Below are 20,716 nucleotides of genomic sequence, written 5' to 3'. Positions count from 1 at the left end.
CACATATCGCGTTGGGAGGGGGTAGGAGAAAAAAGGCGAGATCGTTCGCGGAGGGCACGTGAAAACGGGGGTGAAAACGTCGGCCTCTCTCAACTCATTTGTACTGACTGTACCTTGACTTCAGTCCCTCGGTTCTTCGCCGGATCTCATATGATTGATTGGAATCCAACGACCCAACATCGGGCTTGGAGAAAGAGCCAGTAGACGATCCGCAGATGCCCCAGGTCGACACGGATGGAGTAAGATACCTTTGCGATTCCATTCTTGGCGATTTCGTGTCGTCTGCCGATCAATTTGTCTTGGATTATCTGCGTTTCTGCCGTGGCTAGGTTTGGCCCCAAAGTCGGATCGCTGTTAAAACCGAGGTGGAAGGTTTACGCCCAACCCTGGCTCACCTCTCTTCGAGAGAGTTTGCGAGGCCTTCCGACAACCCGCCCGGGAATGTTGTCCGATGGACGATCTCAAGACTTCGCACCCGAGTGATCGAGACCTGGCCGAGTATGGGCTTGGAAGGCTCGACGAGAGCCTCGCGAGCTCGATCCACGGGCATCTGGAGCGGTGCGAAGAGTGCCGGAGCCGGGTAATCGGGTTGTCGCATGACACGTTCCTCGGCCGGCTCCGAGAGGCTGGGCTCTCCCCTGGCGATACGACCTTGAGTCGTGGTGAACTCGAGATCACGCCTACGTCTCGGTCGCTCCAAGGAGAACCCGCTCCACCTCCGGTCGATTCCCTCCCGCCTGGGCTGGCGTCGCACCTCGATTATCGGATCCGGAAGGAGCTTGGCCGGGGTGGGATGGGGGTCGTGTATTTGGCCCAGAACCTCATGATGGGTCGAGATGAGGTTCTCAAGGTCATCAACCAGAAGGTCATGGAGCGTCCAGGGGTGCTGGAACGCTTCCAACGCGAGATTCGGGCGGTTGCCAACCTTCGCCATCCCAACATCGTCACGGCCTACACTGCGTTTCGCATCGAAGGCGGGTTGGTGTTCTCGATGGAGTATGTCGAAGGCCTCGACCTCGCGCGGTTGGTCCAGGCCAAAGGGCCGCTCTCGGTCGAGCACGCCGCCCACTTTGCCTACCAGGTGTCGCTCGGGCTCCAGCACGCCTTCGAGCGAGGGACCGTCCACCGGGACATCAAGCCCCAGAACCTGATGCTCACCCATGACGGCAAGCGTCGACTCATCAAGATCCTGGATTTCGGGCTGGCGAAGGCCAACCGTGAGGGTTCGCTCGACACGACCTTGACGCACGAGGGCCAGGCTCTCGGCACTCCGGACTACATCGCGCCCGAGCAGATCCTCAACGCGACGAACGTCGACATTCGGGCGGACATCTATAGCTTGGGAGGGACGATGTATTACCTCCTGACCGGCCGTCCCCCCTTCCTGGCCAAGTCGCTCTATGACATCTACCAATCCCATATCTCTCGAGAAGCAAGCCCCCTGAATCTCATCCGGCCCGAGGTCCCCGCCGAGCTTGCATCGCTTGTCGCCAAGATGCTGACGAAAGAACGGTCGCGACGCTTCCAGACCCCCGACGAGGTGGCCAAAGCTCTGACCCCCTTTTTCAGGAAGCCTGCGGTCGGCGGAGCCGGGACGGGTCGGACGACCGCACAGGACCCCCGAGCAAGCCGTAATCCCCAACCCTTGAGGTCCAAGAAAACCTCTCCGAATCGTGCCGAACCGCGAGCCAAGCCGCCCTCCGAACCAATCCCGCATCAGACAAAGACCGTTGTGGAGGACTCCAAGACGCCTTGGTCTCACTTGATCGACACGAGCGAACGAGACGTTCCAGGGACGTTGCCCGAGTCCTCGCTCACGCAGGCTCTCCACCGTCGCAAGAACTCGAATTGGGCGGCAATCCTCGCCATCGCGGGCACCACTTTTAGTGTCCTCCTGCTCGGGATTCTCGTGTTGACCTCTCGTGGCCCCTCGACCGCCCCGAAAACATCCCCGGCAAACGCGGGCGTCCCCATCGTCGGCGAGAAAGCCATCGTGCGGCGGGCCGAGGAGGCGAAGGTGGATCTAGGGGGCAAACCTGGAGAACCGGGCCTGATCGTCAAGCCGCTCGCTCAAGCCCCGGACGCCGAGGGGGTGACTCCTTTGGAGGCCGAACTACGGCCGGCGATACGGGAAACCCCGAAGCTCACCCCGACCGAGGTACCCAATGGGTTTACCCCCCTCTTCAACGGGAAGAACACGGAAGGTTGGGGAGATGATCAGCCCAATGGCAGTGGATGGTTTGTCGAGGACGGGATTCTCATCGGGAAGGGAGGCGATGAGGATCGGGCCTACGCCTTGTTGAGGACCGACCGCGCCAACTTCGCGAACTTCCGGATGCGAATGAAGTTCTTGAACTCCGATCGAAGAGACAAGTCGATCGCACTCTACTCGAGAGGGAGGGGCGTCGGCGAGAATCCCGAAGAGGCGACCTATCGCGTCGTAATCGGTACCCCTTCGATCGAGGGCAATCAGCGGTTGCCGGTCGGCAGCATCATTCGAGGTCAGCTCGTCGGCCCCGACGTCACGATCCCGGCCAGGTCGGGTTCGATCAAATTCGGAGATTGGGCGGAAATCGAACTGGTCTACTCCAGGAACCGCCTCACCACCTTGGTCAATGGCAAAGAAGTCGCGGCCTACAACGAGCCCAATGGGGGACTCGAACCGGTACGCATCGGCCTTTATTGCGAAGCGTATACGAATCTGCATGTCAAGGATCTTGTTGTCGAGGAATTTGATCGGAAATCCAGTGTGGGGATGAGACGTCCGGTCGGAGAGGGCCGGGACGCCAGGGTCGCGACCCCCTTGCCCCGAACCTCGCTCGTCCGCGACGACTTCCCGGCGACGATTCGCGCCGGAAGATGGGCGATCGAGGGCGACGAATTGGTCCAGTCCGAACGGTTGAAGTTAAGGGGAGCCATTCTGCTTTTCGGCAGCCCATTCTGGTCGGATTACGACTTCGAATTCAAAGGTAAGGCGACCCACGGCACTCACCTGTTCAAAGGGCTCTTCCATCACTCCGGCGGGGAGAGGCCCACCACGTACGCCTTCGCACTCGGGAACTATCATAACACGGGAGACGATCTCTCCTTCGACATCAACGGGAACTGGGGCCGTCACAACGGGTTCTTCCTGCCGATGAAGCGAGAGTTCGACCGCTGGTTCCATGTCAGGATCGAGGTCCGAAAGGCGGACTTTCGTTGCTATGTCGATGGTCGGGAGGAATTTCACGGTAAGGACGACCGATTCCGGATCGGCAGAGTCGGGCTCTCGACCTGGGACTCAACCGCCCGCTTTAAGGAAATCCGGGTCGTAGCTCCCGACGGCGAGATCCTCTTCGAAGGCCTGCCTCGCTTGCCCCAAGCCTGAGTTGTCGGGGTGGATCGAGACTATCCATTTCGACGAACCGACGGAAATATGAAATTAAATAAATGCGTGGTAAGTTAAATTGTGATAACGCGATGAAACGATTTTAATTATATCGTGTAAATTTCAGAATATCTAACGCTTTATAATTCATATTATGAATAGTAGTGGTGAAATATCGTAGGTGGCCGGCTCCTTGGTGCAGGGGACGCCTCTAGCTGGCTGGGGTCGACTCGACGATCGGAAACCTGCATCGCCTTCTCGAGTTTGATTCCTATGCGTCTCACCGATCTGTGGCGAATCAATGAAGACACGCCCCGATTATACCTACTCTACCTCGCTCGATTGAGTCGGAGTGGTTCGCACGAGCGTGTCGTTGCGGCATGCCGGGAGATCCGGCGCCACGCTGCTCGTGGTCCGGGCCGGGACGCGGGCCTTTTCACCTATTCGTTCGAGATCGACGCGCCGTGTGCACTTGGGCAGTACCCTTCGGCTTGGCGACTGCTCCGGCGATGGGAAGAGTGCGTCTTCGGGCGAAAAATTGACCTCGATCGACGGGCATGGTCGATCCGTGAACTGAACTGGTTCCAGTTTCACGACATTCCACTCCTCTACTTCACGGGCAAGTATCGGCAAGGTTGTCGTCTACTCGAAACCTCGCTTGATGCCTCGCTCGATGAGAGGAAGCCCCGAAGTTATGACGTTATGTTCCGAGTTTACAATGGCGACGAAGAGCCGGAGAATCGGTGTCGGGTGACGCTGACTCATTACTACAATCGCCTCGGTAAGAATCCGCTCCAGTGGCCTCGCTGGGGAACTTTCGTCAACGGCTTTCACGCCCGGCTATTCAGGCTCGCCGGGGTTTCTCGAGAAGAGATGTTGGTCGACCCCGGGCGGTTGCCGGCTTTCTTCGAGGCACTCATGGCGATCCGCGCCGAGCGGACCCCAACGGGGGTCGGCGGGGGCGTGCGCGATCTGACCGACGGTGTTAATGCGGTCGAGAAGCGGCAGGCCGCCGTGCAAGAGAAACTGGAACGGTTCGAGGAGAGATCCAGACCAATGAGTGACTTCTTGAACATGAGGCTGCTCGAACTGTTCCCTGAGTTGCGAGATCTCGAGGGACCGTAAGCTGGGCCCGGTCCGAACTCGAGTCGAACTCGGCCGAGGTCGTCCGACAAATGCATGGACTCATGGGCTGAAACGTGAACAGGGTTTGGGACCGGAATGCTTGCCCGATCTCATGGGTCGAAGAGCTCGCCGTCTCCCCTTGGCGGTACTGACGTCCTCCCGATCACCTGCCCTGCTTCGGACCTCGACCGCTCCGCCAGATCTCGATGGCCCTGGTATCGACCTCGACATCCCTATCGATCTGGCGTCGCAACTCGTCCCGCCGGTCCTCCGGGGCTCGTGCGATCATCTCCTTCGTGGTCAAAAACGGTCTAGGTTCGAACCGTGAATCGACGACTTCGGCGAGGAAGATCGTCCGATCGCCGGTGTCGGTGGTCGACTCGACCCGGCAGTCGAGCCAACCTGGGGCTTCCTCGAACAGGGGGGAGCCCGTCGCGCCGGATTTCGGCGAGAGACCGGCGAACTTGTCGGTCACGTCCCGGCCGGACTGGAGCCCGAATCGCCAGACCCAGTCGATCCGTTCCGGGGCGATGAGGTGGAGCGCGAAGGCCCCACTCCGCTCGATCAGCCTCCCTGTGTGATGTTGCTTGGCGATCCCGATCACGACTCGAGGAAGTCGAGGGGGGAGCGACGCCTGGCTGACGAACGTCGCGATCAAACCTCCACGTCGGCCCCCGGAGGCCGAGGTCACGAGCCAGAGCTCACGGTCGAGGTGTCGGAAGAGCTGCGAGGCTCCGGTCGTATCCATACCGATTCCTTTGAACATGGCCATGGTTGCGGAGGGGTTGAGGATGTGCCTCAAACTCGACGCTCATGCCCTTGATTGCCGACCCATCGGATTTGCGACGGCGAAGTCGGCCGGATTGCGATCACCTTCCTATTGTGGCGTGGCAGAGGCGATGATAACCTCACGCTCCCTCCTTAGGGTGAGTTCCTCACTCGTGTTGCGTCGGGTCCGATCCGGTTCCTCCAGGCTGAGGCTCTTATTCGATGGCTAGGATTTGCCTGATCAACCCGCGATTCCCGACCTCGTTCTGGGGGCTCAATCATGGCCTTCCCTTGCTCGGTAAGAAGGCCAACATGCCGGTCCTGGCCCTGCCAACAATCGCGGGCCTGACCTCCGAAGAGCATGAAGTCGTCCTGATCGATGAAAATATCGAGGAGATCGACTTCGACGCACTCCGCGGGTTCGACATCGTCGGGCTGACAGGGATGACCGTCCAGCGCGACCGGATGCGCGACATCCTCCTGGAGTTACAGGCCCGTGACATCTTCGTTGTCGTGGGAGGCCCCTGGATCACCGTCGCCGAGAATTGGTTTGATGGCCTTGTCGACGTGATCTTCATCGGCGAGGCGGAAGAAACCTGGCCGAAGTTCCTGGAGGACTGGAAACGGGGTGAATGGCAACGCCGCTACGAACAGGCCGAAAAATCCGACATGACGAAGGTCCCCCTCCCCCGCTACGACCTCGTCCCTTTTCGCGAATACTCGATGGGATGCATCCAGACCTCGCGCGGGTGCCCGTTCCAGTGCGAGTTCTGCGACATCATCGTGATCTTCGGCCGGCGCCCTCGACTCAAGACGGCCGACCAGGTCATCGCGGAGATCGAGGCGCAACACCGCCTCGGCGCTCGGGTGATCTTCCTCGTCGACGACAATTTTATCGGCAACAAGAAGGCGGCCAAGGTCCTGCTTCGCGCGATCGTCGACTGGCAGCATCGGCACGGGTATCCCCTCGCCTTCTTCACCGAGGCGTCGCTGGACCTGGCCGAGGATGACGAGCTCCTCCGCTTGATGGCCGAGGCCGGGATGGTCGCGGTCTTCATCGGGATCGAGAGCCCGGATGAAGAGGCGCTCCGCGAGACCAAGAAGTATCAGAACGTGCGCGGCAGCCTCTTGGACCGAGTCCACAAGGTCCAGGCCGCCGGTCTCGAGGTCTACGCGGGGATGATCGTCGGCTTCGACCAGGACGACGAGACGATCTTCGACCGCCAGTTCGAATTCCTCAGCCGCGCGAAGATCATCGGGGCGATGGCCGGGATGCTCTCGGCGATCCCGAAGACCCCGCTCTACGAACGGCTCGAGGCCGCGGGCCGACTCGACAATGCCGCCGCCGACGACCCTAACATCGCGACGAACGTCATCCCCCTGCTCATGTCCCGCGAGGCGATGCGCGACGGCTGGCTCGACCTTATGGACCGGCTCTACGACGCCGAAAACTACTTCGAACGGTTCGACGAGCTCTTCATCGAGGGGAAGCTCCCCCTCGGTACGGCGAAGATGGAATGGCTCCGTCGGCACCGGCCGCTCAAGTACGCGGCGAACCAGACGCTCACGATCCTGGCGGCGATCGGGATCCTCGTCCGGGTCTTCCTCGACCCTCGGTCGAAACCCTACCGCCACGTCTACGCGAAGACGTTGCGGAAGCTGCTGACCTCGGGCCGTCCCCCGCGCTACCTCTTCCAGTTCGCGTTCAAATGCGTCATGCACACGCATTTCGCGATCATGACCCGCCAGATGGTCCGCGGGGAGTCGCGACTGGTCAACACGTGAACGGGCCGAGACTCGCGAAGTTCAGGCCACGACGGCCTTCACCACCTGGCCGGCGACGTCGGTGAGGCGGAAGTCTCGACCGTTGAAGCGGTAGGTGAGTCGGGTGTGGTCGATCCCTAGGAGGTGGAGGATCGTGGCGTGGAGGTCGTTGACGCTCACGCGGTCGACGACCGCCTTGTGCCCGAACTCGTCGGTCTCGCCGTGGTGAACGGCCGGCTTCACACCGCCGCCGGCCATCCAGGTCGTGAACGCATGCGGGTTGTGGTCGCGACCCGTCCCCCCCTTCTGGACGATCGGAAGCCGGCCGAACTCACCGTTGCAGACGACGAGCGTCGAGTCGAGTAGGCCTCGGCCTTTCAGGTCGGTCAGGAGGGCGGCGATCGGCTGGTCGGTCTCGAGGGCGAAGCCGCCGTGGTTCGAAACGATGTCGGTGTGGCCATCCCAGCTCCGCTCGTTCTCCATCCCGCCGCTGTAGATCTGGACGAAACGGACGCCACGTTCGACCATCCTGCGCGCCATGAGGCACTGCTTGGCGAAGTGGCCACACTTCGGGTCGTCGAGGCCGTAGAGGGTTCGCGTCGCGTTCGACTCTCGGTCGAGGTCGAGCGCCTCGGGGGCGGACATCTGCATCCGGTAGGCGAGCTCGAACGACTCGATCCGGGCGGCGAGCGCGACCTCGTCGGGGTTCTCCTCCTGGTATCGGCCGTTGAGCCGCGCGATCAGGTCGAGTTGCGACCGCTGCTCGTCCGCGGAGACCTCGGGCAGGCGGGTCAGGTTGTCGATCGGCACGCCTTGTGGGTTCAAGGCCGTCCCTTGATAAATGCCCGGCAGGAATCCCGGACCCCAGTTCAGGGCGTGGCCCTTGGGGAGTCCGCGTCCCAGGGTATCGTACATCACGACGAAGCCGGGGAGGTTCTGGTTCTCCGTGCCGAGCCCGTAAGTGACCCAGGAACCGACGCAGGGGAAGCCCATACGGCTCATCCCCGTGTTGATCTCGAAGAGCGCGGGGGAGTGGTTGTTGGTCTCGGTATGGCAGGCGTGGAGGAACGCCATCTCGTCGACGTGGCGGGCGAGGTTCGGGAAGATCTCCGAGACCCACGCCCCGGACTCGCCGTGCCGACGGAATCGGAACGGAGACTTCATCAGCGGGCCGACCTGCCCGGTGAAGAACCCGGTGTTCTTGTCGAAGCCGGGAAGCTCCTGGCCGTGCCGCTTCTCGAGCTCCGGCTTGTAGTCCCAGGTATCAACCTGGCTCGGCCCCCCGTTCAGGAACAGCCAGATGACCGACTTGGCCCCGGTCGCGAAGTGGCCGGACTTCGGGGCCAGGGGATGTAGCGCCCGGTCGGATTCCCCGGCCGAGGCCGATCGGAGCGTGGCTTCGGCGTCGAGCAAACCCGACAGGGCAAGCATACCGAGCCCCGACCCCGTCCGGCGGAGGAACTCTCGGCGCGTTCGGAACGTCGGGCTCGGGGTCGCGAATGCGTGGGGGATTCGAGGCATCGTTCAATCTCCAGGCGCGGAGCCGATCGGCGGACTCACTCGACGTAGAAGAACTCGTTGAGGCTCAACAACACCTGGGCGAAGTCTCTGAGGGCCAATTCTTCCGGGTCACCTCCCCCGCCCTTTCGGTGGAGCTTGGCCTGGCGGTCGAGGAAGGCCCGTGCATCCTGCGCTTCTCCCGGAGCCGGGGGGCGGCCCAGGGCGATCCCATAGCCCGAGCGGATGATCTCCTCGGTGGATCCCCCGGAGCTCCGGGCGATCCTCGAGGCGAATCCCTCGGCCCATCCCCGGACGATTGTGCTGTTCAGGAGGAGGAGTGACTGGGGGGCGACGGTGGTCGTGGCACGCACACCGATCCCCTGGAGTGTGTCCGGCGCATCGAACAGCGTCATCATCGGGATCAACTGGCTCCGCTTCACGGTAAAGTAGAGGCTGCGCCGCCTTTGATTCGGATCGAGGGTCCCCGGTCCGTACAAGGTCGGGTCGAGCTGGCCCGAGACCGCGAGCATGGCATCCCGGATGATCTCGGCTTCGAGCCTCCGGCGTTCTTGCCGCCAGAGGAGACGATTCTCCGGGTCGAGCTTCAACTTCACCGGGTCGATTCGAGCCTCTTGGCGGTAGACGGCCGACGACATGATCCGCTTATGGATCGGCTTCAGTCGCCAACCTCCTCGGATCAACTCGCCGGCGAGGTAGTCGAGCAGCTCGGGATGGGTCGGCCTTTCCCCCTGGGCGCCGAAGTCGCTGGGGGTGGAGACGATCCCACGTCCCATGTGATGCTGCCAGAGCCGGTTCACGATCACCCGGGCGAGGAGCCGACCGGCGCCATCGTTGGGATCGGTGAGCCAGTTGGCGAGCGAGGCGCGTCGGAACGTGGTCCGAGACTCGGAGGGAGGGTTGATCTTCCAGCGCGATTCCGTCGCTGCGCTCGACATCTGGACCTGGAGATATCCGGGGAGCACTTCCTCCAACTTCTGATTGGGATCACCCCGCTTCAACAGGTGGGTCTTCTCGAGGAAGTCCCCCCCCTGTGTGTTGAGCCGGACCGCGGGCAGACCCTCGCTGGCGATCAGGGCCTTCGACGTCCTGGGCTTCGGCCCTTTCGCCAGGTGCTCCTCGACCGCCTTGCTCCTCGCCTGCCAGAGGGGATCGATCGTTCGATACCAATCGAGGAGGGTGATGCCCTGCTCCTTCGACCGCTCCGATCGGGGCCTGGCGAGGATGGACCAGATCTCCATGGGGATCGTCTCCCCGTACAACGAGGCGAGCGACCGAGGGAGGCTGGTTACCGAGAGCCGGAGCCGGCCGATCCCGTGGCGTCGGTTTCCCCGGAAGTCGAGGACGAAGGTGAGGACCGTCCCCGAGGGGTGCCCCAGGTCCCCGTCGACTTCGAAGAGCGCCGATTGGGGTTTGCCAAACTGGGGGTCGATCGCCCAGCCGGAGGCCTTGTCCCGATCGATGGCGGCCTTGATCGGGAGCCCCGGTTGCTCGAAGCTCGCCCTGGCGTTCCGCAGGCGAACCGGCTCGGGACGAGACGAGCCGTCCTTTGGTGCGGCCATCACGCGGAAGTCGGTGAGGTCGAAGTTGCCATTGTCCGCACGCCCCGGACCTCCGTGGACGAGCGAGGGGTCGGGGAGGACCTCGAGACGCATCGCCGTGATTCCGATCGGGGAGGCGGTGGCGACCAGAGTATACGTGTCGAAGTCGGGATTCTTGCCCCCGACGAGCCAGGAGCCGTCGACGCGCTTCGAGAAGGTCGCTCCTCCCTGGGACGTCCGGCTTGACAAGTCGAGGGTCAACCAGGCGGGGGGTTCGGTCGACGCCGAGCGTTCCCGTTCCCAGGTCTCGAGGCGACCGGGGAGGACCTCCGCCTCGAACCGGGCGAGGTCGGCGACGTAGGGTTTGTGCTCTTCAATGAAGGCGGTTCGTGCGCGATCGAGGCCCGAAGGGTCGACGATCAGTTCGATCTCGGAGCGGACGGTCGTCGTGAACGTGGAGACCAGACGGTAGTAGTCGCGTTGGGGGATCGGGTCGTACTTGTGGTCGTGGCATCGAGCACATCCGATCGTCAGGCCGAGCATCGAGGTCCCGATGGTGCTCGCGATGTCGTCGAGCTCGTCGTACCGCTCTTTCTCGACCTGGTTTGCCGTGATCTGGGTGCTGTGGACCCCCGCCGCCAGAAAGCCCGTCGCCTTCAAGGCCAGGGGGTTCTCGGGCGCGACCTCGTCGCCCGCGAGCTGCCAGGTGACGAACGTGTTGAAGGGGAGATCCTGGTTGAGGGCCTCGGTCACGAAGTCGCGGTAGTGGTACGCCGAGGGGCGATCGGTGTCATGCTCGAACCCGTGACTCTCGGCGAATCGTGCGAGGTCGAGCCAGTGTCGACCCCAGCGCTCGCCGTAGTGGGGCGAGGCGAGCAGTCGGTCGAGGAGTCGATCATAGGCGTCGGCCGACGAGTCGGCCACGAACGCCTCGACTTCCTCCGGCGTCGGCGGGAGCCCGACCAGATCGAAGGAGGCGCGGCGGATAAGCTGTCGACGTGCCAAGGGCCGGTTGGGCTCGATCCCTCGAGACTCGAGCGCGGCGAGGACGAACCGATCGATGTCGTTCGAACATCGCGATGGATCGCGCACGACTGGGAGGGGCGCGGTGGAGAGGGGCTGGAACGACCAGAAGCTTCGCCCGCCCTCAATGTCGATGACTCGCTTTCCCGAGGCGGCCACCGGCTTGGCCCGAGGGTCGTGGGCCCCTCGTTTGACCCAGGCCTCGAGGATGGCGATCTCCTCCTCCGCCAGCTTGCCCTTCGGGGGCATCTTGAGGTCCGGGTCGTCGTATCGGATTGCCTTGACGATCGGGCTCTGGTCGGGCGAGCCGGGGACGATCGCGGGTCCCGAATCCCCCCCCTTCTGCCAACCATCCTTCGAGTCGAGGAGGAGGTTCCCTCGACTCTTCTTCGCCTCAGTCGAGTGGCACGAGTAACATCGTTCGACCAGGATCGGCCGCACCTTGGACTCGAAGTACTCGAGCTCCTTCGCGTCCGGTTCGGCGCCCCTCGCGGGGATCAACAGGAGCGCGAGCCCGAGCAGGTAACCCAGGGCCGGGGAGCCGGGGGCGAAGTTCGTCCGTCCCACCATCGTTCGGACCTCTCTGGGCTGGCAACTTTGGGGACGATTCAAGGCGTCCTGCGTGGCAATCCGTCGGAATGAGCCGAGGCGCGGCTGGTCGTCGGCGTGCGAGACCTTGAGGCTACACCAAGACGACCCCGACTCCAATCCCCCGTACGTCTTTCACGTCTCAGACCTTCGGACGTCAATAGACCCCGTGGAGCGGACCGCCGGGAGCCGCCAATGCGTCGACGCGTCGCTCGACTTCGGGGTCGTCGATGAGCGGAGGGGCGTGGTGCGGCTTGATCCTCGCGTCGATGACGAGCGGCCCCCGGCATCCCCAGTGCTTCTGTGAGACGAACGAGTCGACCCCACTGATATCCGCCGCCGGATTCGAGCGGGTGAACGTGACCCAAAGGAAGTTTTTCTCACGACGTGCGACGAACTCGCTGTCATCAACGAGCACGATCAGGGGGAATTGACGAATAGGATCGTCCGGCGACACGCTTCGGCAGAAACGCTCCAGGTCCTCGACATCCGTGCGGTAGGGGGGGCCCTGAACCGCGAGGATCCCCGGCAAGGCGACCTTGGGGGAGTGGAATCCCTCGGCGATCCGAAGCTCCGAGGGCAGTTCCGTCGGGAGTCCCCGGCGCGGGGGACCGGCCGCGGCGATCACGACCTTCGACCCCTGATTCAACCCGTCCCCCGAGTAGTCGAGGGTGTCGATCGTCGTACGGGTCTGGAAATGGAGGTCGTTGGTCCAGTCGACTCGCGCGAGGACGTGGCGGAAGTACGCGGGGATGTCGTGGATGTCGAGCGTCGGGTCGTCTTCGCTCGCGACGATCAGGAGGTACTTCGCCAGGGACATCTGCCCCTGGCCGAGAATCGCGTTCGCGGTGGTCAGAATCTCCTGAGGGCGACGTACGTCGGCGTAGGGGACGTAACGCTCGCTGCCGATTGCCAGGAGAAGCGGGTGTACGCCGGCGGCGTCGACGGCATTCACGGCCTTGACGCCGGGGAGGACCGTCGGGATGAGCGGGCCGGTCAGCTCGTGGATCAGGTCGCCGAAGGACGTATCCTCCTGCGGAGGCCTTCCGACCGAGGTGAACGGCCAGATCGCGCCGGGGCGGTGGTACACCCGCTCGACTCGGAGCACCGGGAAGTCGTGGGTCAGGCTGTAGTATCCCAGGTGGTCCCCGAACGGACCTTCCGGCTTCCTTAGGTCGGGGTCGACAGTGCCCGAGATCACGAAGTCGGCCTCGGCCGGCATGGGTAACCCGTTGGCCGCGATGACCATGCGCACGCGCCGACCTCCCAACGCCCCGGCGAAGGCGAGCTCGGGGAGTCCCTCGGGCAAGGGCATCACGGCGGCGACGGTCATGGCGGGGGGACCGCCGACGAAGACGTTCACCCGCAGCGGTTCGTTCTTCCGGATCGCCGACGCGTGATGAACTCCGATCCCTCGATGGATCTGGTAGTGCAGCCCGACCTCGCGATTCGTCACGTAGTCGTTGCCGGTGAGCTGCACCCGGTACATCCCGAGGTTCGACCGTGCGAGGCCCGGACGGTCGGGATCCTCGGTGTAGACCTGGGGCAATGTCACGAACGCTCCCCCGTCTCCCGGCCACGAGTGGAGTTGGGGAAGTCGGTCGACCGTGGTTGTTCCTTCCAAGATCGGGCCCCGCGAGACACGTATGGGAAGCAAGTGGAGCGCCGTGGCGGGGAGGCCTCGGTATCGCCAGGGACGCTTCAGGATTTCGGGAGGGCGGACCTTCACCTCGACCAGCTTTCGGACGGCATCGAGCGTGTCGCGGAAGATCAGCCGGGTCCGCGCCATCGTCCCGAACAAGTTCCCGACCATCGGGAAGGCGGTCCCCTTGACCCTCGGGAACAGGAGGGCAGGCCCCTGCGCCTCGAAGACTCGGCGCTGGATGGCGGAGGCTTCGAGGTAGGGGTCGATCTCCCGGTCGATCGCGACGAGGTCGCCGCGTTCTCGAAGGTCGTCAACACAGTCGGCCAGCGTGCGATAGCCCATGGCGAGAGACGAGCCCTTTCCGTGTCCATCCGATCCGAGGCGGAGGTTGTCGACGCGAGGACATTCCTCCACCGCCGCCTTACCCGCGGCCCGTTGCCGTTCCAGACTAGGGAATCGCCCACGGCAACGCCAAGGGGCATGGTCCTGAGACTCGTGAAGGCGAGCTCGGGCAAGGATTCAGCCGGCAGTCCGCGTGGACAAGCGCGGTGTGGGCTCGTATACAATGAAGATCCGGGGGGTGCGTACCCCCTGCCCTGCCCTCGTGATCCGCAAAGGGATCGAAATGTCCACGGAGACGGAACCTTCGCAACGCCTGCGTCTCGAAGTGCCGGTTGACAAGTCCTCGACGCGCGTGCGCTCGATGTTCACGTCGATCGCGGGCAAGTACGACCTGATGAACCACCTCCTGAGCTTGAACATCGACAAGCTCTGGCGGAGTTTCACGACGCGGACGGTCCCGCCGGAGCCGGGGGTGCCGATCCTCGACTGCTGCACCGGGACGGCCGACCTCGCCCTTGCCTACGACCGGGCGAGCCGAGGGCAGTCGCCGGTCGTCGGCTCCGACTTCTGCCGCGAGATGCTCCGTATCGGCAACCAGAAGGTCCGCAAGGCGGGCGCCGAAGGCCGGGTTGCCTTGATCGAAGGGGACACGCTCAGGCTTCCCCTCCCCAGCGACACGTTCGGGGTCGTGACGGTCGCTTTTGGCCTCCGCAACGTGAACGACACGGCCGGTGGCCTCGACGAGATGATCCGGGTCGCTCGGCCGGGCGGTAAGGTCGCGATCCTCGAGTTCTCGAGGCCCCGAGGCCCGGTGCTTGGCCGGATCTACATGGGGTTCTTCCGCCACGTCCTCCCCAGGGTCGGCCAGGCGATCGCCCCGAACCAGTACGACGCCTACGACTACCTGCCCAACAGCGTCCTCCAGTTCCCCGACGGCCAGGCGATGCTCGACCTGATGGCCGAGCGAGGCCTGACCGAACTCCGCCAGTATCCCTTGACGTTCGGCATCGCCACCCTCTACGTGGGCGTGAAGCCCGGCCGAGGGACGGTCGGATGAGCGATGCGTCCGTCGTCGACGTCGTCCTTGATCGAAGCCAACTCAGCGTGGCTTGTCTCGAGGTCGCAGGGATTCGCGATCGGCTCGGTCTCGGTCTGACTCCGATTCGACATCGGGGAGAGCTCGACGAGACCCGGGGCCGTGTCCGAGGAGAGGACTGATTTGATGTCCCCCGCCGCACCACCGAAAGTCGTCTTGGTGACCGGGGCCTCGGCCGGGATCGGGGCGGCCCTGGCCCTCGAGCTTGCGAGTCGAGGCTACCACCTCGCCCTCACGGCCAGGCGTGGCGACCGACTCCAGACGCTCGCCGACAGGTTGCTTGCCGAGGACAAGGCCCGCGGCTCCGATCGACCTTCGATCGAGGTCGAGGCTTTCCCCGCCGATCTGAGCGACCCTTCGGCCCCCGACCAGATCATCGGGGACGTGGTCGAGCGTTTCGGCCGGCTCGACGTCCTGATCAACAACGCGGGCTTCGGCCTCCCCTCCCTGTTCGCCGACTCGGACGCGAGTGAGCTGCGCCGCCAGATCGAGGTCAACCTCGTCGCGCCACTCTTGCTCACCAGGGCCGCCCTGCCCCACCTGCTCGCGAGTCCGGGGACGATCATCAATATCGGTTCGGCGATCACCAGCGTTCCCAACTCGGCACTTGGCGCTTATGGTGCGACCAAGGCGGGCCTGGCTTACTGGAATGATGCGCTCCGCCGCGAGCTCCGCCACAAAGGGCTCAAGGTCTGCCTCGTGGAGCCTGGACCAGTCCACACCGAATTCTTCAGCGCGATCGAGCGGCTGATTCGACCGGGGGGGGAATATCACCCGATGCTCGACGCCCCTGCCCCGTGGATGTCGGCCCAGGTCGACGACGTGGCCCGCAGGATCGTCGACTTGATCGACTCCCCGAAGCGGCGACTCTCGGTCCGCCGGAGGGTGGTTTGGCCCTTCCGACTCCTTGGCGGAGTATTCCGCGCCTGGCCCGCCCTCGGGGACGTGGCCTTCACCACCATGGCCCGCCACTTCGAGCGGCTGGAAGAGAACTCGCGACTGGTAGGGAGCCACGGCGATGCTCGGCCGACTGAATGACCTCCTGGGGATGATCAAGTTCAGCCATACGCTGTTCGCCCTCCCCTTCGCCCTCCTCGGCGCCGCTCTCGCCGCGTATGCCCCCGACGGTTGGCATGGCCGCCCCCAAGACTGGCTCGGGATCCTGCTCTGCATGGCGACCGCCCGATCTGCGGCGATGGCCTTCAACCGGCTCATCGATCGCTCGATCGATGCGAAGAATCCGAGGACCGCGATGCGGCACTTGCCCAGCGGACAACTCTCGGTCGCCTCGGTGTCGATCTTTACCGTGGCGAGTGCGGTGGGATTCGTCGCGTCGACGCTCCTGTTCCTCCCGAACCGCTGGCCGATCTATTTGTCGGTCCCGGTGCTCCTCTGGCTCCTCGGCTATTCGTTCGCGAAGCGGTTCACGAGCCTGGCCCACTTCTGGCTCGGCGGGGCACTGATGCTCGCGCCGATCGCGGCGTGGATCGCCTTGCGCGGCGATCTTGCCTGGCCACCGGTTCTGCTCGGGCTGGCGGTGCTCTTCTGGGTCTCGGGCTTCGACATCATCTACGCATGCCAGGACGTCGACTTCGACCGCACCGCGGGCCTGCACAGCGTCCCGTCGAGGTTGGGTGTGAAAGGTGCGCTGCGATTGGCCGCGGCCTGCCACGCCGTGATGGTGTTGACTCTCATCGCGCTGGGTGTCGCCTATCCCCTCGGTGCCGTGTACTTCGTCGGCGTCACGGCGGTGTCGATCCTCCTGGGGTACGAGCACGCGATCGTCCGCCCCGACGACCTGACACGCGTGAACGTCGCGTTCTTCCAGGTGAACATCGCGATCAGCATGGGGCTGCTCGTGTTCGGCCTGGTCGACCTCTTGGTCTAGGGCGGGATGGCCGGGTTATTGGTGAGGTCAGTCGCGATGCCTCGCCATAGTGACGACCCGGTGGGCATTGCCCACCGAGCGTTACTCAATGTTTCCCGTGAAACAAGACGGCCCTAGCATTTGAATGGAACGGGGGGTAGTCAACGATCACCCGCGGGCCGGGTCTGATACTCCTTCAGATAGCTGTCATACTCGGCGTCTCGAGGCCTTTCGCCCTCGGGGCCGAAGGGGTATGCGGGCATCCCTCGCCAGGGGAGAGGCTCGACGGAGTCGCTCGCGGCCGTGAACGGATCGGCGTCCTTGCAGTAGCCGACGGAGCGGAGGACGTAGGAACGCGTCCATCCCTCCGGCAGCTTCGGGGCGGCGACGGCATCAAACTCGAGGCGAACCTCGTCACCCGGCCCGACGGTGCAGAGCTGGTCGTCATCGGCCTTGAGGAGCGTCGCCACATCGCCGAACCGAGTGAGCCGCCCGGACATCCTGGCCAACGGGGCGGGGTCGACGTGCTCGTAGTCGTAAAGCAACGGGGCGCGGCCATCGGGCGAGGATTCGCGTAGATAACCTCGCTCCCCGAGCACGGCACGTGAAACCGCAAGCCTCGAAACGCGGATCGGCAGGCTCCGATCTCGGACGGCCAGGAACGCCTGGTCCCAGGCGCACTCCATGTTCGTTCGGATCCGGAGGACACAGGACGAGCCCCGGAGTTTCCCCGTCAGATCGACCGTCATCATGCGAGGGAGCCCCGCGGGATAGCCCGCGTTCGGTTCGATCACCTCCCACGTCCCGTCCTCTCGGCGACGCTCGATCGCCGGAGGTTTCAAGGCCACCCCCGCCGTTGCCGCGGCGTAGTTCGTTTGCGAATACGGGTACTCGACCCAACCCGCGAGGCAGAGGACCAGCGGGTCGTTCGGTTGAAACCGCGAGAGCCGATCGCCGAAATCGAGGATGATGCCGTGCTCCTCGGCATACCCGATCCAACCGTTCAGGCGTCGAAAGTCGTCAACCGACTTGCGGTCCCAGGCCTTCAAAGTCTCGGTGACGTCGCGGCCGTGCAGGTCGGTCGCTTTCACGGGGTCGATCGTCTCGCGCCAGGCGATGACCTCGCCGGTCGGCCGAGGCCCTTCGGGGGCGAACCGCTCGTCGGGAGTTGTGGATACCCCCGGGGGCCGATCGATGACATCCAGCGAGAGCTTCTCGAGATAGGCAACTTCGTCCATCGGCTCGACGACGGAGAGTCGGAGGACGCCGTTCTCCGGCTTGAGCTGGTCGGGCGCAATCGCGACCGACTCATCGCGGTCGGGCTGTCCGTAGACGCCCGGGGCGACGAGGTATCCCAGGCCACCCCCTCCCAGGAAGTCCCCCAGGCAGACGAGACGTTCGCCGTTCCACGTGAAAAGGACCGGGCAGCTCCCCGTCTTTCGATTATGTTCGGCGAGAGAGAGCGTCTTATCCGCGACCACGTTCAACTCGCACTGCATCGTCCCGTCGGGCCATCGGAGGCGAAGGAGCGAGGCGGTCGGGACCTTCCCGAGTCCCAGCACGAACGGTCCGACCGACTGGGAGAGTCCGGCGTAAATCGTGGACGCATCGAAGGGCACGAGCAACCCCTGCCCTTCCAGCGTCAGGCGAGTCCCCGTCCCATGGGAGTTGCTCCTCATGTGGTCCGGGAATGTCTTCCAACGCCCGGAGAGGTCGATCGACAGCCAGTGCTGGCCGTTGCCGAGGTTCCGCGCCAGCCGAGGGGCGGCCCCGTCTTGAATCAGGAACAAGTCCGGCAAGGGGTCTCCCGCGAAGTCGGCCAGTGCGAATCCCGACAGTGGTTTGCCCTCGTCGACGCCTGGTCCAAGGGTCAGCGGAGAAGTCTCCAGCCGCTTCCCGTCATTCCTCGCCCATGAGGGAGAGGACGACAGTGGCCTGCTCGAGATGCCGACCAGGTCGGTCCAGGTGTCGAGGTCGAGGTCGGCGGCCACGGCATTCGTCCAACCGACTCCGTTGCTCGGCCAAGCTTCCCAGTACGTCCGGCCCGCTTCCGCGGTCCGGTCCGTCACGTTCCGCCACGGGGAGGTTCGTCCGGTCGCGGAGACGGCGACGACGTCGGTCCGACCGTCTTTATCGAGGTCGGTGACGAGCATCCCTGAGATCGGCTCCTTCGCGTCCATCCCCCTCGCCTCGGCGGCGTGAAATCGTCCGAGTCGGTCGTTCAGCACGACGAGGGGCGGGTTGCCTTCCGACGCGAGAACGAGGTCGATGTCTCGATCCTCGTCGATGTCGAGCGAGGCCACGGCGACGTGAGGGCTGGATCCGCCCTTGAGGACCTCGGCCTCAGGCCAGGCGGTGAAGGCGATCGAAAGTCCCGACTTGGCCGCGAGCTCATCGGTAGCCACCCCGAGCGGGGCCCAGTTGTCCTTGGGTCGGCCGGCGATCGCGGCGGGCTGTCCGTCGTTGCGGAACGCTTGATTGGGAGTGCCGGGGGGCCTTGTCTCGGTGAACGCCGTCTCGGCATGGTCCGGACTCGTGTAGTTGACCACATAGAGGTCGAGGTCGCCGTCCTGGTCGAGGTCAAGCCAGCGTGCGGTGAGGCTCAAGGCGTCCACCGAGATACCGGCGGCCTTTGTGACGTCTTCGAATCGGCCGCCAACATTCCGGAGAAGTCGAGCTGTTCCGACCCCGGAGAGGAAGAGGTCGATCCTACGATCGGCGTCGAAGTCGGCCGCCGCGACGCCGAGGCTGCCCCCGGAGGCCGGCAAGCCGTACGCGGCGGAGGCGTCCTCGAAACGGCCCTCGCCTCGGTTGAGTAAGAGCACGTCGCGGACCCCGCCCGGGCCGTGGACAGCGGAGGCCAGGAAAAGGTCTAGACGTCCGTCGCCATCCGCGTCGAGGCTTGCCGACGCGGCCCCGAAGCGGGACCTCGCTCGACCGACGACGGCAAGCGACCGTGTGAAGTCGTCGGGCTGAACCCAGCGACACTCAGTCGGGAGTGCGACGGTGATCGTCTTGGGGACGTCGAAGCGGGGAGGGATCCCTGGCTTGGCGGCGGGGGCCGCGGTTGGGATCGGGTTCACGACCTGCGCGTACCGTCCCATCTCGCCATAGAACGATTCGGCCGTGTCGCCGGGCCCGGCGGCGTTGCTCTTCGGGTTGAGACGTTGCCAGAGCTGGAGCAACGTCTTCTGCTTGTCGCGCTCGCCCGCCCAGGCGTAGGCGAACTGGAGCTTGTACAGGGCGCTGACGAGATAGGGATTCCGCTCGAGGGCCTTCGTGTAGATCTCGATGAGCTGCTTCGCCTGCTTCGGACCGGCGGGGCGATCGGGGGCCTCGGGATCGGCGAGAGTGCTCCCTACCTTGTACCAAGCATGCGCATCGTTCGGATCATGCTCGGCGACGAACGTGTAGTCGCGATGGGCGTCGGCGAGCTTGCCGAGGTATTCGAGGATCACGCCCCGGCAATAATGGGCGTGGAGGTTCCCCGGCGCCCTTGTGAGGACCCCATCCAGGAGCCCGAGGGCCCGCTCGAACTGAGTCGGGGCGACCTGACCGCCCGCCCCCTCCCCTTCTCCGCGCGGGCTCGCCCCGCCGGCTTTCGCCCCCTCCGCCTGAGTGCCGGTCTGGTTCAGATAGGCGATCGCCAGGTTGATCGAACCCGGGATCCAACCCGGGGCCCTCTCGTGCACCTCGCGAAAGGCTTCGGCCGCCTTGTCGTATTCGTATCGCTCCATGTGACCGAGGCCGCGGAGGTGTTCTCCGACGACCTTATCCATCTCCGCCGAGGGGATTTCGTCGCGGAGCGGCTCGGCCTTCGGTTTGACCGCCTCTGAGGTGTTCGGTTCGTTCGGCGAGCCTGCAACGGGGCCGAGCGTTGGCGCTGGCTCTCGGTGGCAACCGAATGCCAGCGCCAGCAGGACGAACACGGTCTGGGACCACGGACGATGGCCGAGCGGTCGATGAGGCATGAAGCTCTCTCGCAAGAGGTCAGGAAGAACCTCAAGGATAGCGGTTCGATTTGGCGCCGAGTAGACGCGAACCGTCCACGGTGGGTGAGTCGATCCGGATG

11 protein-coding genes are annotated in these 20,716 nt (G+C 64.3%); 6 read left to right on the top strand and 5 right to left on the bottom strand.

Annotated elements, in window-relative coordinates; genetic code table 11:
• The first annotated feature begins 451 nt into the window (after positions 1–451).
• Both ACYOEI_RS00945 and ACYOEI_RS00940 read left to right on the top strand, forming a co-directional pair.
• Positions 452–3,367 carry a protein kinase domain-containing protein gene (locus ACYOEI_RS00945; RefSeq protein WP_462847372.1) on the top strand — a complete coding sequence of 972 codons (2,916 nt, stop codon included), beginning with the start codon at positions 452–454 and terminating at the stop codon, positions 3,365–3,367.
• Positions 3,368–4,117: 750 nt separating this feature from the next.
• The gene (locus ACYOEI_RS00940; protein WP_462847371.1) at positions 4,118–4,492 is read left to right on the top strand and encodes a hypothetical protein; all 375 of its coding nucleotides are present in this window, start codon (positions 4,118–4,120) and stop codon (positions 4,490–4,492) included.
• 163 nt (positions 4,493–4,655) lie between these two features.
• Here the strand turns inward: ACYOEI_RS00940 and ACYOEI_RS00935 are convergent, their stop codons facing one another.
• Positions 4,656–5,240, bottom strand: a complete 585-nt coding sequence (locus ACYOEI_RS00935; protein WP_462847370.1) for a flavin reductase family protein — start codon at positions 5,238–5,240, stop codon at positions 4,656–4,658.
• A 242-nt stretch (positions 5,241–5,482) separates the two neighbouring features.
• Here ACYOEI_RS00935 and ACYOEI_RS00930 point away from each other — a divergent pair, with 242 nt between their 5' ends.
• Entirely contained in the window at positions 5,483–7,045 is a 1,563-nt protein-coding gene (locus ACYOEI_RS00930; RefSeq protein ID WP_462847369.1) for a B12-binding domain-containing radical SAM protein, read from the top strand.
• A 21-nt stretch (positions 7,046–7,066) separates the two neighbouring features.
• Here ACYOEI_RS00930 and ACYOEI_RS00925 read toward each other — a convergent pair whose 3' ends face one another.
• The 3 genes from ACYOEI_RS00925 to ACYOEI_RS00915 all read right to left on the bottom strand — a co-directional run bounded on the left by ACYOEI_RS00925 (position 7,067) and on the right by ACYOEI_RS00915 (position 13,681).
• Positions 7,067–8,545, bottom strand: coding sequence for a DUF1501 domain-containing protein (locus ACYOEI_RS00925; protein ID WP_462847368.1), 1,479 nt, complete (start codon positions 8,543–8,545; stop codon positions 7,067–7,069).
• A gap of 35 nt (positions 8,546–8,580) precedes the next feature.
• On the bottom strand, positions 8,581–11,676 hold the full coding sequence (locus ACYOEI_RS00920) for a PSD1 and planctomycete cytochrome C domain-containing protein (protein ID WP_462847367.1): 3,096 nt from the start codon (positions 11,674–11,676) through the stop codon (positions 8,581–8,583).
• A 175-nt stretch (positions 11,677–11,851) separates the two neighbouring features.
• Entirely contained in the window at positions 11,852–13,681 is a 1,830-nt protein-coding gene (locus tag ACYOEI_RS00915; RefSeq protein ID WP_462847366.1) for a UbiD family decarboxylase, read from the bottom strand.
• Positions 13,682–13,964: 283 nt separating this feature from the next.
• Between ACYOEI_RS00915 and ubiE the strand changes: the two genes are divergently transcribed.
• From ubiE to ACYOEI_RS00900, 3 genes are all read left to right on the top strand, one after another.
• A complete protein-coding gene (ubiE, locus tag ACYOEI_RS00910) occupies positions 13,965–14,738 on the top strand; it encodes a bifunctional demethylmenaquinone methyltransferase/2-methoxy-6-polyprenyl-1,4-benzoquinol methylase UbiE (protein ID WP_462847365.1) in 774 nt (257 codons plus the stop codon).
• A 165-nt stretch (positions 14,739–14,903) separates the two neighbouring features.
• Positions 14,904–15,815 carry an SDR family NAD(P)-dependent oxidoreductase gene (locus ACYOEI_RS00905; protein ID WP_462847364.1) on the top strand — a complete coding sequence of 304 codons (912 nt, stop codon included), beginning with the start codon at positions 14,904–14,906 and terminating at the stop codon, positions 15,813–15,815.
• Positions 15,796–16,665 (top strand): UbiA-like polyprenyltransferase, encoded by an 870-nt coding sequence (locus tag ACYOEI_RS00900; RefSeq protein WP_462847363.1) that lies wholly within the window; start codon positions 15,796–15,798, stop codon positions 16,663–16,665. The genes ACYOEI_RS00905 and ACYOEI_RS00900 overlap by 20 nt, the downstream gene beginning before the upstream one ends.
• A 140-nt stretch (positions 16,666–16,805) precedes the next feature.
• On the opposite strand, the gene ACYOEI_RS00895 is transcribed toward ACYOEI_RS00900, so the two are convergent.
• Positions 16,806–20,615 carry a CRTAC1 family protein gene (locus tag ACYOEI_RS00895; protein ID WP_462847362.1) on the bottom strand — a complete coding sequence of 1,270 codons (3,810 nt, stop codon included), beginning with the start codon at positions 20,613–20,615 and terminating at the stop codon, positions 16,806–16,808.
• Positions 20,616–20,716: the final 101 nt, after the last annotated feature.

The sequence above is a fragment of the Singulisphaera rosea genome (genome assembly GCF_054877945.1).
This window is presented reverse-complemented; position numbering and strand designations above follow the sequence as displayed.

Bases quoted from the DNA above. Each gene is read 5' to 3' on its own strand.
- ACYOEI_RS00945 (WP_462847372.1), top strand. From the start codon at position 452: ATGGACGATCTCAAGACTTCGCACCCGAGTGATCGAGACCTGGCCGAG.
- ACYOEI_RS00935 (WP_462847370.1), bottom strand. From the start codon at position 5,240: ATGGATACGACCGGAGCCTCGCAGCTCTTCCGACACCTCGACCGTGAG.
- ACYOEI_RS00930 (WP_462847369.1), top strand. From the start codon at position 5,483: ATGGCTAGGATTTGCCTGATCAACCCGCGATTCCCGACCTCGTTCTGG.
- ACYOEI_RS00925 (WP_462847368.1), bottom strand. From the start codon at position 8,545: ATGCCTCGAATCCCCCACGCATTCGCGACCCCGAGCCCGACGTTCCGA.
- ACYOEI_RS00920 (WP_462847367.1), bottom strand. From the start codon at position 11,676: ATGGTGGGACGGACGAACTTCGCCCCCGGCTCCCCGGCCCTGGGTTAC.
- ACYOEI_RS00915 (WP_462847366.1), bottom strand. From the start codon at position 13,681: ATGGGCTATCGCACGCTGGCCGACTGTGTTGACGACCTTCGAGAACGC.
- ubiE (WP_462847365.1), top strand. From the start codon at position 13,965: ATGTCCACGGAGACGGAACCTTCGCAACGCCTGCGTCTCGAAGTGCCG.
- ACYOEI_RS00905 (WP_462847364.1), top strand. From the start codon at position 14,904: ATGTCCCCCGCCGCACCACCGAAAGTCGTCTTGGTGACCGGGGCCTCG.
- ACYOEI_RS00900 (WP_462847363.1), top strand. From the start codon at position 15,796: ATGCTCGGCCGACTGAATGACCTCCTGGGGATGATCAAGTTCAGCCAT.
- ACYOEI_RS00895 (WP_462847362.1), bottom strand. From the start codon at position 20,615: ATGCCTCATCGACCGCTCGGCCATCGTCCGTGGTCCCAGACCGTGTTC.